Source organism: Paraburkholderia caledonica NBRC 102488 (assembly GCF_000685095.1).
GTDB lineage: Bacteria > Pseudomonadota > Gammaproteobacteria > Burkholderiales > Burkholderiaceae > Paraburkholderia > Paraburkholderia caledonica.
In genome coordinates, this window is record NZ_BAYE01000033.1 from 18,947 (window position 1) to 31,857 (window position 12,911).

Here is a 12,911-nt window from a genome sequence, read left to right on the forward strand (position 1 = left end):
CATCACGCTTAGATAAAGTGCGTTCACTTACCTATCGATAGGTAATGACTCCTTTTGAGACCGACCATGAAAATTTTCGACATTCCCGGCTTTCCTAACCCGCTTCGCATTCGGATCGTGCTGGCGGAGAAAGGTCTCGCGTCCCAGGTTGAGTTCATCAAAGTCGATCTGCCGGCTGCGGAACACAAGCAAGTCGCCTTCCTCGGGATCAACCCCACCGGGACCGTGCCTGTTTTGCAGTTGGATGACGGAACGTACATTGCGGAGTGCACCGCCATTACTGAATATCTTGACAATCTCGACGGCAAGCCGGTGCTGACGGGCAAGTCGCCCAAAGAAAAGGCGTTGGTTCATATGATGCAGAAGCGCGCAGAGTCAGAACTGGTCGATGCGGTAGGGATCTACTTTCACCATGCGACACCCGGTCTTGGACCGGCGCTTCAAGCGTACAAGAGCCCTGAGTGGGAGGGCCGCCGAGAATGGGGTGAACGCTCCCGCGACAAGGCTGTTGCGGGGATGCGCTACTTTGACAAGGTCCTCGCGGCGCAACCGTACGTTGCGGGCGAATCCTTCTCAATGGCGGATATCACCGTTTGGGCGGGGCTTCTCTTCGCTGGCTTTGCAAACATTCCGATCCCCGAGGATTGCACCGCGCTACTCAATTGGCGGCAAAGGGTTGACGAGCGGTCTTCCGTCAAGAATCCCGCGTAAGGAGCGTTCGTCCCAAAACCATGCCAGCTTTGGGAGCGCAGTACGGAACATTTTTAATTTGTTGAATTCAGGAGTACTGAAGTGCAAAAAACGATGCATATCTCGACAGTCAAAGCGGGGATGCTAGCACTTGCTATAGCCGCCGCTTTCACGACTACGCCATCTAATGCAGCAGGGGAAGGACAGAACCTGCGCGCCGTCTACGCGCATCAGACAGCGCCGACGAGCTTTATTGATGCAAATGGTACGAAGCTCGCCTATCGTCGTTTCGGAAAACCCGGCGGTGTGCCGCTGGTCTTGTTCCAGCATTTTGTGGGCAACATGGACAATTGGGACCCGGCGGTCGTTGACGGTTTTGCTAAAAACCGAGAGGTGATTCTGTTCGACAACGCTGGCGTCGCCAGTTCGGAGGGGGAAGTTCCCAAGACCGTTGAGGGGATGGCAGGGCACGCCATCGACTTGCTCAATGCACTTAACATCAAAAGGGCTGATCTTCTCGGATTCTCTCTAGGAAGTCTGGTCGCACAGGAAGTTGCCGTTGAGCGCCCTGAAGTTGTTCGACATCTGGTATTGGTTGGGAGTGGACCCCGCGGCGGGGCTGGAATGGCCACGCTTACGCCAGAGTTCCAGGAAATGATCAAGAAGGACAGCGGAAACAACGATCAACTGCTGCTGGACGTGTTCTTCACGCAATCAGACGCGAGCCGCGCTGCGGGACATGAATTCCTCAATCGCCTTCATGCTCGCTCGAGAGATCGTGACCCGGACGTGAATGATAAGGTCGCACCGGCCCAGGTAGCGGCGTTCGCGGCATGGGGCGCGCCTCGCGCTGATGCGGATACATACCTGAAAAACATCAAGCAGCCCGTGCTCATCGTTGGCGGCAATCACGACATCGTTCACTATCCGGTAAATTCGTTTACCTTGGAGGAGAAGCTGCCGAACGCTCAGTTGATTCTGTACCCTGACTCGAGCCATGGGGCGCAGTATCAGTACCCGAAGCGCTTTGTGGCCGACGTCACGGCCTTTCTCAATCGCGAAGACTAAATCTTTATGCAACAGCCGATGCGGGCCTCTGTTCATCGTCTCATAGCTGGTAGCAACGGAGAAGCCTCGCCGCGATGAGAGAGGAGTTTGTCATCTCTCATGCGCGCGGGATCCGTGGTCGTAGGCGGTACGTAAATGCCCTCTGCTGCGACTCCGAAAGCCGGTTGGCTACGCAACGAGCCAGCGCAGCCGCACTTAACTTCAACTGTCGATCATTTTTGGGAGGAAACCAGATGCGCAGCGTGGGAACCATGGTCAGCTTTTGCCGTCCGGACGGTCAAGCCATTGAGGGCTATCTTGCTAATCCGGCGAAGTTGGAAGGCGCACCGGCAATCGTTGTGATCCAGGAGTGGTGGGGGCTGAACTCTCAGATCCGGGGCGTGGCGGACCGTCTGTCTCACGCGGGCTACATCGCGCTGGTGCCCGACCTGTATAGAGGAAAGTCTACAGTCGAGGAGGAAGAGGCTCACCACTACATGGGTAGTCTCGACTTTGCCGATGCGATCTCTCAGGACGTTCGCGGCGCGGTTCAATACCTGAGTACGTACACGCGAAATATCGGTGTAACCGGGTTTTGCATGGGTGGCGCATTGACGGTTCTTGCCCTCAGCGCTGTCCCCGAATTTACGGCTGGCGTTATTTGGTACGGATTCCCGCCACTGAATCGTTTGGACGCCTCTAGCATCAAAGCGCCGATTCAGGCGCACTGGGCCACTCAGGACGCATTCTTTCCTGCCGCGAGTGTCGATGTGCTCGAGGGGAAGTTTACCCGCGGTGGGGTCTCGGCGGAATTCCATCGCTATCTTGCACATCATGCCTTTGCCAATGAAACCGCCGTAGGCGATGGGCGCATACCAGGTACGCAATACGATCCGGTCTGGGCGCAACTCGCGTGGGACCGCACACTGACCTTTTTTGGCCGCACGCTTTGGAAGGAGCCAGTCGCGGTGAGACGTACGTCATGAGCAATTGCGGTATTTCATGGCGCGATGCGGCACAGCGGCGAAAGGGCGCAACGCCGAGGCCATCGCCGAATACCGGCTGGCTGTGCTGCACGCCGTGGACGACGTGGAGAACGCGTTCATGGTGCTGTCGCAATCACAACTGAGGGCGTCGGAACTCGAAGCACTGGCGGGGTGCCTCCAGCGTGCCCGTGATCTGTCGGAAAATGCATATGAATCGGGCGCGATCACGCTCACCGACGTGCTCGACGCGGATCATTCCCCGCTCCATCGGTGCAGTTTGTGTCGCAAAGCTAGCGACGCGTTCTCGGGCCAGCACTCGGGCTGGTATACCAGAAGATCTGGTGACGCGCTTTGACTTGACACACGAAGCGCACGACCGATGGGCCGAGCATTCGCAACAGCGCTTTACCGCGGCGCAGGCCAATCGCCTCTTCGACAAAGAGGTCGTTGCGTTGCAGATTCCTTCGCGTTCGGGTGCGACGGAACGATCACCGCTGGCAACGCGCTAGGACTCATAGCAGTGGCGCGGCAATGATCGTGGCCTCACGGTCGTTCGCCGACGAACGCTGGCTGGATGCGCTGGTGCGTATTGCTGCCTTCGTCGTGGCCGCTGTAGCGCCTGAGATGTTCGGCATCGGACGGTACCGGCCGTCAGGCAGGCTGTCGAACGCGCGGGCTGGTCGTTGCACGAATTGGACAGGGTCGAAATCAACGGGGCCCTCGCGGCCGAGCCTCTTGCAGTGATGAAAGAGCTCGACTTGCCCGCAGATATCGTCAACGTCGATGGCGGTGCGATCGCGCACGGTCACCCTGTCGGTGCAACAGGCGCCGTATTGGTTACGAGGCTCGCGCACTCGATGCGCCGCGATGCATTGCGGCGTGGTCTCGTCACGTTATGCATAGGCGGCGGTCAAGGCATTGCGCTCGCGCTTGAGGCCGTTTGACGACGTGCTTCATTCGTTGCGCCGTTCTGCCGGCAGCGACCATCGAGACGTGGTGATCGTCTACCGGTTCGAGAGGCGCGACTGCCGTGACCGAACTTACGGCGCGTTTTTTCACCCGGCCCGGGGTCGCCGACCGCCTCAATATGAGCATCGCCCTCCAATTCCGTCTCCGCTGCGCCGCAATCATTGCTGGAAGCGCCGCTGACCGACGACCGGCCGCATGAACAAGATCGAGCTGGGGCAAGCGAAGCTCACAACGGTGATTGACTTCGAGGATGTCTGCGATGACGCGAGGACGGGCGCCAGCATACTTGTCAGCGATGAGCAGACGTGCACGGTGATAGATGTGGGAGCTGTGAGCTCGCCCCAAGACGCTAACAGCTCTGGCAACGCGTAGATTTGTGTCGGGCCATCAACCGGCATCGTCTTATCCCGGTTGCTCAGGAGTTGCAGGTCGACGTCCGTTTCTTTTTTATCAGTTCGTTCGCCTTCCTCAGGATGTCGTGCCGCAACTGCCGGATGCCGCGTCGAAGCGATTCGACGTGCTGTTCCAGTTCCGCACCCTCATGGTCTGGTGCTGGCTTCTTTTGGCGATTCGTGGGTGCTGCGACTTCACGACTGAGTAGCTGGTTATCTGTCGCGCGAATATCATATGCCTGAGCCGAAAGTGAGTAGCACGGACTGCGCTCAAGCAATGCACCTGTTTGGTAAGTGGCTCGTCGCAACCGTCGTAGGCGGTGACCGCAATACGGAGCAAAGTGATGCCTACCATTCTGGGTTTGATGGAAAAGGCTCCGAGACTATCGCCATTGCCAGTTCCGGGCGGTGGCCGTCAGCCACGCAGTTCAGGGGCGGTCCTGGCTCCCATTCTGACCTTGAGACACGTATTCGCCAGGGCAAACGCCCGCGTGAACAATCGCGCCGAAAGCAGTGAGCAACGCACGCGTGAGCGCATGCCGCTTCCGGTCTGGCTCTGGCTTGAATCAGCAGCACCTAACGCTCAAGCGCCACATTCTACGGACCTCGCTTACCGCAGGCGGCTCGCCGCACGTTCAGCAAGTGGCGCCGATGCGGTGACTACCACCCGCCTCTCCGCCTGGTCACGTCGCCACCTACGCAAGGTGACAGCGCCCTCAAGAGCAGCCTTTCGCCTATTCGGTTTGGCGGGCATTCTTCCAGTATGCCGAAGCTACATCCTCGCCCGCCTTCAGAAACCGATCAATCGCTGACTTGTGCATGCCTCCGTTTGGGTCTTGGGTGTAGGAATGCATCAGTGTATTGAACAACTCGTTCCCCGCACGGATGCTGTCGTTGACGCCGTCCACGTATTCCGAAACGGTCAGTTGACTATCGCCGGATGAGTCAAACGCTTTGAAAAGCTTGTCGGCGGCGTCTATCGCGAGACCAGCGCGTTTCATTTGCGTTTCAAACTCGCTTTTGGAAAGCTGTCTATCACCGCTTGAGTCGCCTTGCACGAACATCTGAGGGGCCCAGGCGACAGCCAGAGGTGTCGCAGTCAAAGAATCCGGCTTTTTCGTCCCATCGCTAAGAGTGACGACAACTGATTGACGTGTGCTCTTGTCGGCAAGTTCAGCCGCATCGGGCGACTCCATCGGAGCGCGTGGGCTTCGCTTGGCCTCCGAGTTCGTCTGCAAGAGGATTGTTAGTGAGCTTCTGACGGAATCGATTGACATACCTAAAGTCCCTATAAGCGTTTATCCGGAATGGCCGAGACGTTCATCGACCGCGCGCAATACACCATTGCTTAAAGAGCAAGTGTCGTAGTGCCTGAACAGCCGTCTGCCGAGCGCGGACGACACCTACAATTTGGATTACGGTAAAACTCCAAAAAGATTTAGCCTTTTCGGTCCTTGATCTATTGTTTTTCTCGGCCATACCTTTAGCTTCAAGGTTTGGCAAAATCGACAGTGTCGCGTCTCGAATAGAAAATCGCTAAACCGATAAAATGAAGAGTGGAGGGGAACTGATGCCACCGTTGCTGCGGCCGCCAAACCCCCGCCGCGACAGCTGTTTCAGACGCAAGCCAGCAGGCGATGACGCTCTGCTGACTGGCATCGCGTTGGTGCTGCAGTTCGGTATCCGGTGGGAAATGCTCGCGCAGGAAACTGGCTGCGGCTCCGGCGTGGGCCGCCGCAGCCGGTTGCGCGGCTGGCAGAGAAGACGTCGTTGAATCTTCCTGAATTTTTGCTGGAGGATCAGATCAAAAAGCAGGGCAACTCTCACCCAGAGGGCTTGACTCGCCTCAAAGCATCACCTCCTCACCAAAAGAGCAAAGCATCAGGCTCGTGCTGACCGCCATTCCTCTCTTGCTAGAAACCCCGCACAAAGCGAAGAATCTCGAGGTTATGCTTTTCCCTGTTGTCGGCATGTTCATCCTGCTGGTCATCTACGTCGCTGCTGCTCGTGCCATTTTTTTTAGGGGAAGCGCTGATCGATGAGGTTTGTTGCGTCGCTGGTTGGCTGGATGTGGTTGCCATGCAAGCGGAAAGTAGCAATGACGACAGAAGCATCGTACCTACCGCGATTATTTTGCGTGTGATCATTTTTCAGGTTGTCAGGGAAATGATATCTCTGCTCGCACTGCGTGAGCCTCTTGCGCAAGAGGGCGGGCGCGGCGAGCGTCACTCCGCCGCGCTGATGCTTTCTCGACCGGTCAGAGCACGCCAGTGGCTCGTGCCGCGTCGAGAATTACCGCGGCTACCGCGGCAGGTTGAGACATCAGTGCTATATGGCTCGCGCCAGCAATCGACGTAATCTTCGCGCCGATCTGTTTTGCCTCGGCCTGCTGGAGCGCTGATGGAATGATCTGGTCCTGGTCGCCATAAACCCACCACGACGGTTTGGACTTCCAGGCGGCCTGAGACACCTTATCGGTAAGGCAGCGCGCATTGAGCGGTCCCTGAGCGGTGGCGAGCACACTGGATGTGTCTTTCGGAAGATCCGGTGCGAAACTGCTCAGGTAGGTGTCAGTGTTCAGCGTAAGGAATCCAGCTTCGTCGGGTACCAGACCTGCCTGCCAGGCGGGCTTCGGGAATGGGCTCGTCAGATCGGAGATCGACTGGTTGTCTCCGGGCGCGAATGCTGACACATAAACGAGACCTGCAACCTTGTTAATGCTGCCGGCTTGCGTAATGACGGCGCCTCCGTAGGAATGTCCGACCAGAAGGACGGGCCCCTGCTGGGCATCGATGGCACGGGTGACGGTTGCGGCATCGTCGGCTAACGATGTTCGAGGAAGCTGAACAGTGACTACTTTCAGACCACGCGCCTGCAATACGCGCGTGACTGATGACCAGCTAGACCCGTCGGCCCACGCCCCGTGTACCAGTACGACCGTGCCGGTGGTGCTCGCTGAAGAGCTGCCGCATGCCGCAACGGATGCAAGGGTGACGAGACCGAGCGATACGACAAGAGCGGCAAAGAGCCGCGGAATGTAAGACTTCATGATGGGAACGTTAGGACGCGAAGTGAGATTTGAATATCGCGCCCGTCTAGCGACAGAAAGTATCAGGGCGAGCGCGACGCCAACGCGAACGTTAACCGGCCTCAGGGTCGCTGCCTATTGCATGTCGTCCGGTTTCAATGACATTGCGTCCGAAAGATAAGAGAGAAGATTTCCATGGTCGATACGACTGTATGCACCGGCCTGTTGCAATGTCGGCCGGCGAGGCGTGGGGTGCGGAAAAGTTGGCCGATGTCTGGAGGCGGCCCCGCACAAAAGCACGCATCTGGCAGCATCGTGTGCCGCTATACGAAGCATTGACAAATGTGTAATAGCACATCAGAATAAGAGACATGAAATCCCTCACTGGTCCCGATCTGTGTCACTGTCTGGCTGCGCGTCGCGCTGCGAGGTATATGTCGCGTATTTACGATAGCCACCTGTCAGGCGTGGGCATCTCGATCTCGCAATTTTCGATACTTGCGCTCGTTGAAGAGCATCCAGGAATCGCGGTTGCCGATCTGGCGGACCTGATGGTCATGGAGCGGACGACGTTAGTACGTGCACTCAGACCCCTGAGGGACGCAAGGTGGTTGACGAGCGATGCGGAAGGTCCGAAAGGGGCACTGACGTTCACGCTGTCCGCTGCGGGCAAGGCGAAGCTGGCGGAAGCTGAGCCGTGCTGGCGCGCAGCGCAGGCGGAGTTCGAAGCCGGCGTCGGTCGCAAAGAAGCGACTGCACTGCGAGCAGGTCTGTTGACCGTCGTTTTTGCGACCTGAAAATTTTTTGGATGTAGATGTGCAATTGCACATATTGAATTGCCTCATTTCGATAGACATTCTCTTTCAAGGATCTTGCATGTCAGCCTTTCCTTCCGTCCCACATACGAGCACGGTCAGCGCCGAAGACCGTGCCAGCGCCGTCGATTTCGTCAATCGCGTCAACTGGTTCTTCGAGACATGGGACGTCGAAGCCATGATCGAGGCGTTCCTGCCCGACGCCGTGGCGTACCACTTTCACGGAACGATTAGTGGACACACCGAAATCCGACGCTTCTTCGAGCATGATTATCCGTATCTGATACCTGGCGTGGGCCGTCATGCCACAAACCATATCGTCGATGAGGACGAAGACGGCGTGGTTGTGCGATATCAAAATCTGCTGATCCGCTATGCCTCGCCCGAGGATGCGTCGAAACTGGGTGCGGGTCAGGTGATGCACAGCGATGCCGGACTGCCCGCGATCTGGCTGTATTCGCCGATGCGTGACCGTCTGCGCAAGACGGCGACGGGGTGGAGGATCTATGAGCGTTATATCGGTGGTTCGACCACCAGTCGTGTCCTCACGCCAGCCGACACGTCGGCAGTTTCGGTGGCGCCGTATCTCCCGAAACTTCAAGGAGTGTAATCGTGCGATATCGTCTCTTCGGCAAGCATACGGGCCTGCGCGTGTCTGAGCTGGTTCTTGGTACAGCCAATTTCGGCGGCAGGTGGGGGTACGGATCAGATCTCGACGCCGCGCGCGAGATCGTCGACCGATATGCGGACGCGGGTGGTAACTTTCTGGATTGCGCCGACGTGTATCAGTTCGGCGAATCCGAGGAGTTTCTCGGTAAGCTCCTCTCGGGCCGTCGCGATAACTTCGTGATTGCCACCAAGTACACTCAGGCTGCGGCGCCCAACGCGGGCGCTTTGGCGACGGGCAATAGCCGCCTCGCGATGCGCCTGTCTGTTGAGGCGAGCCTCAAGCGTCTCAAGACCGATCGCATCGACCTCTACTGGGTGCACTTTGACGATGGCATCACGCCAACGGACGAGATCATGCGAGGCCTCGACGACCTGGTGCGCAGCGGCAAGGTGCTCTATATCGGACTGTCTGACTTCCCTGCGTGGCGCGTCGCGCGGGCGGCAACCATCGCCGAATTGCGTGGCTGGGCGCGAGTCGCCGGCTTGCAGTTCGAGCACAGCCTGGTCGAGCGTACAGCCGAGCACGAACTGATGCCGGCAGGCAAGGCCCTTGGACTGGGGATGGTGGCATGGTCGCCGCTCGGTGGTGGACTGCTTTCGGGCAAGTACCGTCGGGGCGAGAAAGGCCGCCTTGAAGCACTGGGCGGTGCGGTATTCCAGCAGGAAAATTCCGGCCAGCGTACGGCGATCGTCGATGCCACCCTTGCGGTTGCGACCGAGCTTGGGGTCACGCCATCCGAGGTGGCAGTAGCGTGGGTCTTGCTAAAGGGTTCGCTGCCGATCATTGGACCTCGGACGAGCGAACAGTTATCGGCATACCTTGGCGCTGCAAAGCTCACGCTTGCGCAGCATCACGTCGAGCGGCTGGATGATGCCAGTGCATTGGCTCCGATCTTTCCGCAGTCGATGATTGACGCGCCTGCGTACCGGCAAGCTGCGGCCGGCGGCCAGTACGAGCGCATCGTCATGCCCGAAACTCCGGCTCCCTGACAATGTCCGCCGACGTTACCCTGTATGGCGCGAAGACGGGTAACTGTCTTCGTGTGGCGATTGCGCTGCAGGAACTCGCGATCGCCCACCAGGTCGTGAAGCTCGACCTTCGGGCGGGCGAGCAGCGCACACCAGATTTTCTTTCACTGAATCCGAGTGGAAAAGTGCCGGTGCTGCGAGTTCGCTCGTCGGCGGCGCCTCCGCTTGTCCTCGCGCAGTCCAATGCGATTCTTCTTTACCTTGCGCGACGAGCGGGAGGCAGGTTGTTACCGCCCGAAACGGATGCATCGGCGCCGCTTGCACTCGAGCGATTCTTCTTTTTCGTGACTGACGTGATTGCGCCCAGCCACGCGGCCTTCTTTCTGAAGAACAAAGGGTGCAAGGAGGGACAAGGGTTGATGGAACGGCGCAGCCTTGAGATGCTCCTTGCAAGCGAGAGGTTTCTGCAAAACGCACCGTTCATGGCAGGGCAGTCATTCACGCTCGCAGACATCGCTGCTGTCAGCATAGTGGCCGCGCAGTCGCCGTCGATCGACTGGGCGCGGTATCCGCAACTTCAGCGATGGTTCGCTGCCGTGATGGCGAGGTCCAGCGTAGAGCGTGGCATGATCGCTTTCGACTGAAGCTCAGCGTGACGGCATGCCCTGATCCGGATCTGCACCATGACGTATGGCACCGGGCGAATATCCGAAATGTGCCTTGAAGGCCCGCGAGAACGAGGAGTCCGACTGGTAACCGGCGACAGACGCTGCCTCGCTGATTCGCACACGACCGTTGCGCAGTAGGTCGGCGGCAAGGCTCAGGCGCCACCGTGCGAGATACCTGAGCGGCGGCTCGCCGACAATCTCCGTGAAACGGTCCGCAAAGTGCGACCGGGACATGGTCGCAATCTTCGCAAGCGCACCCAGTTTCCATTCACGCGCGGGATCCTCATGCATGGCCGCCAGTGCACGCCCAAGTCGTGCGTCGCCAAGGCCTCTGAGCCACCCGCTATGTGTGGGACTCTTCGCCACCCACTCGCGCAAGCTCCGTATCACCAGCAGATCGATCAGGCGCGAGATCATGAGCGCAGCGCCTGGCGACGGCTCGCTCGCTTCCAGCCGCACGAACCGCAGGATCGCGTGTTGCCATTCCGGTGTACCCGATGCGTCGGCCCGGAGATGAATGACATCCGGGAGACCCGCGATCAATGAGCCGGCGGATGCGGATTCGAATACGAACGAGCCCGTCAGGACGCGAAAGGGCTTTTCGGCGAAGCTGCGACATTCATCGGGTCGCGAGGGTGATCCGGGCAGAGAGTCACGCGCATGGATTGCGGAGAGAACATGCGCACATCCCTTAGGTAGCAAAACAAGATCACCGGCGACTAACGTGGTCGTATCGATAGCGATCGCGTCGAGCCGGAAGGCGCCGTCCTGAATAAAGTGAAAGCGGGCGCGTCCAGCATCAAAGGGCTTGCGTTGCGCCTCGACCGTCTCGTATATCTCGATTGATTCGCCTCGTAGCCGTATCAGATCCAGAACGTCGGAAAGCACATCTTGCCGGGACAGCCTGTGTGCACGCGATTCGCGCTCATGAATGGATCGCCTCATCGCGTCGTCGCCGATCATGTCTTGCGCCTCAAAAAAAAGCGCACTTCAGGGAACGTGCGCCGCGACAAAAGAAGGACCGGTATGGAGGAGCGCTCCTTCATGCCGCAAAAAGAACAAACGCAATCACCTGCCATGGCACGCGAAAGCGATTCCACGCGCACAGTAGTTAAAAGCGTGCACAGCATAGCGGATCCAGTTGTTCGCATAAATCCGTCGATGATGAATACACATGCTGCCAGGCGCGAACAATCGGGCGAAGCGTTGCTGGTTCTGAGATGCATCGGTTGAGGGCCGGTAGAGCTACTGGTTAGCGCCTTGAAAAGTCTTGACGTATTAGATTTCACATGTAATCTAACGCCAGTTAGAAGTTGTGCGAAAGCTAAATAGCCGCGTTGCCCAGTCCGCGCAATCAGTTGGTGCGCCGATTGGTCGAGACGCCGTTTCGCGACGAGGCGAACGACAACACTTTTCGAGGTGATCGAAGTTGGATACGAAAACAAGGCTGGAAGACGGCAGAACAGTTCGTCGTGCGCGATATGGCACTGTGGGCCGACGCGCCAGAACCTGGGCTGCCGCAGCCGCTGTGATCATGGCAAGCGGGGGCGCGTGTTTTCTCTACTCGCATGATGGCGGTGATAGCGTCGCCAATGCCCGACCCGTGCCGCCCCATGAGGTAACGATCAGCCGGCCGCTGGTACGCGATCTTGACACCCGACTTGGATTTCTTGGCCAGTTCTCGGCCGTCGATCAGGTAGAACTGCGCGCACAGGTAGGCGGTACGCTCACAGGTGTTCACTTCAGGGACGGCGACATCGTTCACAAGGGCGATCTGCTGTTCACCATCGATCCCGTGCCGTATGAGATTCGGCTCGCGCAGGCGACTGCCTTGCGACGGACCGCTGAGGCGCGCCTCGTTCTGGCAAAGCAGGAGTTGGCGCGCGCACGGGAGCTTGAGCGCAATGATGCTGGCACGACGCAGAACGTCGAGCAGCGCACGTCCGAACTGAATGCTGCGCAAGCCGCACTCGACGACGCTGCGGCGCAGATCCGCGACGCCCGCTTCGATCTGGATCGCTGCCGCATCACGGCGCCGTTTACGGGCCGCATTGGCAGGCATCTTGTTTCCACCGGTAACCTTATTGCAGGCAGCCGTGGTGCAACGAGTCCGACGACATTGCTCGCGACGCTCGTCTCGCTCGATCCGGTCTACCTCGACTTCGATATGAGCGAGGCGGACTTCCAGTCGTTTTCGCAGTATCGCGGCGACGCCAAAGGGCCGATTGCAAATCGCGTCGAACTGGCGGCGGGCAATTCGACGACCTACACACGGCAAGGCACGCTTGATTTCATCGACAACGTACTGGACCGTTCCAGCGGCACGATCCACGCCCGAGCGACGGTGTCCAATGCCGACCTGCGCTTTACACCTGGCGAGTTCTCGCGCGTGCGTCTCGCGGTGGCGCATCCCGCACCGACGCTGCTCGTGCCGGACGCATCCGTTTTACCCGACCAGTCCGAGTACCTCGTGATGACGGTTAGCACCGACGGAACGGTTGTGGCAAAGCATGTCGAGGTCGGCGAGATACGCGGGGGATTGCGCGTGATCCGCTCGGGCCTGTCTCGGGACGATCGCGTGATCGTCGACGGTTTGCCCTTTGCGGCGCCCGGAACGAAAGTGGCGACGCGCGATGGTGCGATCCGCTATGAGCCTAAACAGAACTAGCGGACAGTGA

General features: G+C 58.7%; 13 protein-coding genes and 2 pseudogenes. 11 read left to right on the top strand and 4 right to left on the bottom strand.

Going from position 1 to position 12,911, the window contains the following annotated elements; translation table 11 throughout:
• The first annotated feature begins 66 nt into the window (after positions 1-66).
• The 4 genes and pseudogenes from BCA01S_RS31770 to BCA01S_RS37575 all read left to right on the top strand — a co-directional run.
• Entirely contained in the window at positions 67-711 is a 645-nt protein-coding gene (locus BCA01S_RS31770; protein WP_027780347.1) for a glutathione S-transferase, read from the top strand.
• Between the two features lie 81 nt (positions 712-792).
• Complete coding sequence (locus BCA01S_RS31775) at positions 793-1,758, top strand: alpha/beta fold hydrolase (RefSeq protein WP_084167045.1); 966 nt, start codon at positions 793-795, stop codon at positions 1,756-1,758.
• A gap of 233 nt (positions 1,759-1,991) precedes the next feature.
• Complete coding sequence (locus BCA01S_RS31780) at positions 1,992-2,723, top strand: dienelactone hydrolase family protein (RefSeq protein WP_027780349.1); 732 nt, start codon at positions 1,992-1,994, stop codon at positions 2,721-2,723.
• A 295-nt stretch (positions 2,724-3,018) separates the two neighbouring features.
• Positions 3,019-3,667: pseudogene (locus tag BCA01S_RS37575) on the top strand (acetyl-CoA C-acyltransferase); the annotation flags it as partial.
• 253 nt (positions 3,668-3,920) lie between these two features.
• On the opposite strand, the pseudogene BCA01S_RS38765 reads toward BCA01S_RS37575, so the two are convergent.
• Positions 3,921-4,299, bottom strand: a pseudogene (locus BCA01S_RS38765) (IS3 family transposase); the annotation flags it as partial.
• Positions 4,300-4,818: 519 nt separating this feature from the next.
• The gene (locus BCA01S_RS38240; RefSeq protein ID WP_156955135.1) at positions 4,819-5,361 is read right to left on the bottom strand and encodes an EF-hand domain-containing protein; all 543 of its coding nucleotides are present in this window, start codon (positions 5,359-5,361) and stop codon (positions 4,819-4,821) included.
• 612 nt (positions 5,362-5,973) lie between these two features.
• Here BCA01S_RS38240 and BCA01S_RS38245 point away from each other — a divergent pair.
• Positions 5,974-6,126, top strand: coding sequence for a hypothetical protein (locus BCA01S_RS38245; protein ID WP_156955137.1), 153 nt, complete (start codon positions 5,974-5,976; stop codon positions 6,124-6,126).
• A 215-nt stretch (positions 6,127-6,341) separates the two neighbouring features.
• On the opposite strand, the gene BCA01S_RS31815 is transcribed toward BCA01S_RS38245, so the two are convergent.
• Positions 6,342-7,133 carry an alpha/beta fold hydrolase gene (locus tag BCA01S_RS31815; RefSeq protein WP_027780353.1) on the bottom strand — a complete coding sequence of 264 codons (792 nt, stop codon included), beginning with the start codon at positions 7,131-7,133 and terminating at the stop codon, positions 6,342-6,344.
• A gap of 350 nt (positions 7,134-7,483) precedes the next feature.
• On the opposite strand from BCA01S_RS31815, the gene BCA01S_RS31820 reads away from it, so the two are divergent.
• The 4 genes from BCA01S_RS31820 (at position 7,484) to BCA01S_RS31835 (ending at position 10,209) form a co-directional block, all read left to right on the top strand.
• Positions 7,484-7,909, top strand: a complete 426-nt coding sequence (locus BCA01S_RS31820; protein WP_027780354.1) for a MarR family winged helix-turn-helix transcriptional regulator — start codon at positions 7,484-7,486, stop codon at positions 7,907-7,909.
• Between the two features lie 79 nt (positions 7,910-7,988).
• On the top strand, positions 7,989-8,537 hold the full coding sequence (locus BCA01S_RS31825; RefSeq protein WP_027780355.1) for a nuclear transport factor 2 family protein: 549 nt from the start codon (positions 7,989-7,991) through the stop codon (positions 8,535-8,537).
• Between the two features lie 2 nt (positions 8,538-8,539).
• Positions 8,540-9,586 (top strand): aldo/keto reductase, encoded by a 1,047-nt coding sequence (locus BCA01S_RS31830; RefSeq protein WP_027780356.1) that lies wholly within the window; start codon positions 8,540-8,542, stop codon positions 9,584-9,586.
• Between the two features lie 2 nt (positions 9,587-9,588).
• The gene (locus BCA01S_RS31835; protein WP_027780357.1) at positions 9,589-10,209 is read left to right on the top strand and encodes a glutathione S-transferase family protein; all 621 of its coding nucleotides are present in this window, start codon (positions 9,589-9,591) and stop codon (positions 10,207-10,209) included.
• 3 nt (positions 10,210-10,212) lie between these two features.
• Here the strand turns inward: BCA01S_RS31835 and BCA01S_RS35815 are convergent, their stop codons facing one another.
• On the bottom strand, positions 10,213-11,196 hold the full coding sequence (locus BCA01S_RS35815; RefSeq protein WP_052369560.1) for an AraC family transcriptional regulator: 984 nt from the start codon (positions 11,194-11,196) through the stop codon (positions 10,213-10,215).
• Between BCA01S_RS35815 and BCA01S_RS38650 the strand changes: the two genes are divergently transcribed.
• Both BCA01S_RS38650 and BCA01S_RS31845 read left to right on the top strand, forming a co-directional pair.
• Positions 11,161-11,466 (top strand): hypothetical protein, encoded by a 306-nt coding sequence (locus tag BCA01S_RS38650; RefSeq protein WP_169740554.1) that lies wholly within the window; start codon positions 11,161-11,163, stop codon positions 11,464-11,466. The two genes, BCA01S_RS35815 and BCA01S_RS38650, sit on opposite strands and share 36 nt — an antisense overlap.
• Positions 11,467-11,767: 301 nt before the next feature.
• Positions 11,768-12,901: an efflux RND transporter periplasmic adaptor subunit gene (locus tag BCA01S_RS31845; RefSeq protein WP_244146091.1), complete on the top strand. Its 1,134-nt coding sequence runs from the start codon at positions 11,768-11,770 to the stop codon at positions 12,899-12,901.
• Positions 12,902-12,911: the final 10 nt, after the last annotated feature.

What these genes read in the sequence shown, in the direction of transcription:
- BCA01S_RS31770 (WP_027780347.1), top strand. Translation starts at nt 67, where the DNA reads ATGAAAATTTTCGACATTCCCGGCTTTCCTAACCCGCTTCGCATTCGG.
- BCA01S_RS31780 (WP_027780349.1), top strand. Translation starts at nt 1,992, where the DNA reads ATGCGCAGCGTGGGAACCATGGTCAGCTTTTGCCGTCCGGACGGTCAA.
- BCA01S_RS38240 (WP_156955135.1), bottom strand. Translation starts at nt 5,361, where the DNA reads ATGTCAATCGATTCCGTCAGAAGCTCACTAACAATCCTCTTGCAGACG.
- BCA01S_RS31815 (WP_027780353.1), bottom strand. Translation starts at nt 7,133, where the DNA reads ATGAAGTCTTACATTCCGCGGCTCTTTGCCGCTCTTGTCGTATCGCTC.
- BCA01S_RS31820 (WP_027780354.1), top strand. Translation starts at nt 7,484, where the DNA reads ATGAAATCCCTCACTGGTCCCGATCTGTGTCACTGTCTGGCTGCGCGT.
- BCA01S_RS31825 (WP_027780355.1), top strand. Translation starts at nt 7,989, where the DNA reads ATGTCAGCCTTTCCTTCCGTCCCACATACGAGCACGGTCAGCGCCGAA.
- BCA01S_RS31835 (WP_027780357.1), top strand. Translation starts at nt 9,589, where the DNA reads ATGTCCGCCGACGTTACCCTGTATGGCGCGAAGACGGGTAACTGTCTT.
- BCA01S_RS38650 (WP_169740554.1), top strand. Translation starts at nt 11,161, where the DNA reads ATGAATGGATCGCCTCATCGCGTCGTCGCCGATCATGTCTTGCGCCTC.
- BCA01S_RS35815 (WP_052369560.1), bottom strand. Translation starts at nt 11,196, where the DNA reads ATGATCGGCGACGACGCGATGAGGCGATCCATTCATGAGCGCGAATCG.
- BCA01S_RS31845 (WP_244146091.1), top strand. Translation starts at nt 11,768, where the DNA reads ATGGCAAGCGGGGGCGCGTGTTTTCTCTACTCGCATGATGGCGGTGAT.